This is a genomic window from Aminobacter sp. P4_H6_2 (assembly GCF_056400805.1).
Map to the genome: position 1 here is coordinate 1 of NZ_JBFUKO010000780.1, position 2,240 is coordinate 2,240.

General features: G+C 63.4%; 3 protein-coding genes. 1 reads left to right on the plus strand and 2 read right to left on the minus strand.

What is annotated here, in order from left to right:
* A partial coding sequence (locus AC1DUU_RS30010; protein WP_476786959.1) for an Ldh family oxidoreductase occupies positions 1 to 526 on the plus strand: 526 nt, incomplete at its 5' end.
* 101 nt (positions 527 to 627) lie between these two features.
* Here AC1DUU_RS30010 and AC1DUU_RS30015 read toward each other — a convergent pair.
* Both AC1DUU_RS30015 and AC1DUU_RS30020 read right to left on the minus strand, forming a co-directional pair.
* Complete coding sequence (locus AC1DUU_RS30015; RefSeq protein ID WP_476786960.1) at positions 628 to 1,590, minus strand: dihydrodipicolinate synthase family protein; 963 nt, start codon at positions 1,588 to 1,590, stop codon at positions 628 to 630.
* Between the two features lie 122 nt (positions 1,591 to 1,712).
* Positions 1,713 to 2,240 (minus strand): GntR family transcriptional regulator (locus AC1DUU_RS30020; RefSeq protein WP_476786961.1); only part of this gene is annotated, 528 nt, incomplete at its 5' end.

Consider the following 2,240-nt stretch of genomic DNA (forward strand, 5'->3'; position numbering starts at 1 on the left):
GGATAAGCCACCCTACGTCTTTGACTTTGCCACTTCGGTCGCCGCGCGCGGCGAGATCGAGTTGCACCGCCGTGCCGGAAAGCCGTTGCCCGAAGGCTGGGCCATTGRTGCTGAGGGCAACCCGACGACCGATCCGTCGGCAGCACTCGCCGGCGCCATGCTGCCCTTCGGCGGGCACAAGGGCTCGGCCATCGGCACGATGATCGAGCTGCTCGCCGGCATCATGATCGGCGACCTGACCAGCCCGGAAGTGCTGGAATATCTCGGCACAACCACGCTCGCCCCGCCGCATGGCGAACTCATCCTGGCCTTTTCGCCGCAAGCTTTCTCCGCCGGCCGTCCCGGCAATCCCTTTGCCCGGGCGGAGACACTGTTCGAGGCGATCGCCGGCCAGGGTGCCCGCCTGCCCTCGCAGCGCCGCTATGTCGCGCGCGCCAAATCCAAGGCCGACGGCATCGTGCTCACCGCCGCCGAGATCGAGCACCTCGACCGCCTGCTCGCACAAGGGCTCGACGCCGTTTCATAGGAAACGGCCACTCAAGGGCGAGATGCGCCGTCAAGCCTCAGCCCAAATAGAAAGGCCCTCCCGATCGCTCGGGAGGGCCTTTTCGTTTCCAGGGGTATGGATCAGCCCTTGTACTTCTCGACCGCGCCGGGGAGCTTGCTCCACTCGCCATACCAGCTGTTGAACAGCTTGAACTGCGCCTCGCAGTAGCCGCGCTGGCTGTCGGTCAGTGCATCGGTCTCGTTGAAGTGGAGCGTGTACTCCTTGTCGCCCTTCATCACCATCATGTGCTTGAAATAGAGGACGAGATCGGCGCCTTCGTCGAAGGACGACAGCACGGCCAGCGCCTGCTCCAACTCTAGCGCGCGCTGGCGGGCATCAACGTCACCGGCGGCAGCTGCCTGCGACAGGTTGCAGAGGTGGATCACTTCCTTCGGTAGCACGTTGCCGATGCCCGTGATGGCACCAGTCGCGCCGCAGTTGACGAAGCCATGGAAGACGGCGGTGTCAACGCCAATCATCAGGGAAACGCCGTCATCGCGGCTGGTGATGTGCTCGGCGGCATAGCGCATGTCGGCATTGCCGCCGAATTCCTTGAAGCCGACGAGGTTCTTGTGCTCGGCACGCAACGCGAAGAACAGGTCGGCGCGGGTGGCGAAGCCATAGTAAGGGCTGTTGTAGATGACTGCGGGCAGATCAGCAGCCGCCGACAGAATTGCGCTGAAATGCGCCTTCTGGGCGGTGAGCGAAGAACCACGCGACAGCACGCGGGGGATGACCATGAGGCCCTGTGCGCCTACCTTCTGGGCGTGCGCCGAGTGGGCCACCGCCGAGGCGCTGTTGATGCCGCCGGTGCCGACGATGACAGGAATGCCCGCCTTCACCAGGCGTTCCACGCCCTCCATGCGCTGGGCGTCCGTCAGTAGTGGCCAGTCACCCATGGAGCCGCAATAGACGACCGCCGACATGCCCTGCCCGATCAGCTCCTTGCCCTTGCGGACGAGCGCGTCGAAGTCAGGGGTGCGATCCGCCTTGCAGGGGGTCATCAGGGCGGGAATTACTCCGGTGAAAATCTTCGCCTTCATCTCAAACTCCTCTGGGCCAGTGAAATCGGCACGACCGCCACGCCAAAACGACGCCGTATCCGTGCCCTCGCCGTCGATTATACGCTTTGCATTTTATTTGTCGACAAGAATTCGAGGGCAACTTACAACGCCACTTCAAGCCTCTCATTGCGGGTGAAAAGCTTCTGGATCTGGTCCACGATCTGCTCGGCATGCGCCTTGGCCAGCCGGTCGGCGGCCTCGACGTCACGCGCGGCGATGACTGCGATCATGTCTTCATGCTCGTCGACGAAGCGCTGCGGCAGCCGGTCGTCGTAGGACTGGTAATAGAGCCTGAGGATACGCCGCCCCTCGTCGAGCAGCCGATTGAACAGGCTGGAGAAATAGGGATTGCGCCCGGCTTCCGAGATCGCCTGGTGCAGAGCCGCGTTGGTGGCGATCATGGCGAGTGCGTCCTGCGCCTGCACGGCGGCGGCAAACTCGGCCTGGTGGGCGCGAATGATCTTGAGATCGTCGGCGCGGTGATGTTGGGCCGCCAGCCGCGTCGTCACGCGGTACATCAACACCAGCGCGTCGAAATAGGTGTGCATATTGAGAAAGTCGATGTTCGACACCATTGTCGAGCGGTTGGGCAGCGTAGCGATCAGCCCCTCGCCCGACAGCCGTACCAG

Excerpts from the sequence above, each read along its gene's own strand:
- AC1DUU_RS30015 (WP_476786960.1), bottom strand. The coding sequence starts at position 1,590 with ATGAAGGCGAAGATTTTCACCGGAGTAATTCCCGCCCTGATGACCCCC.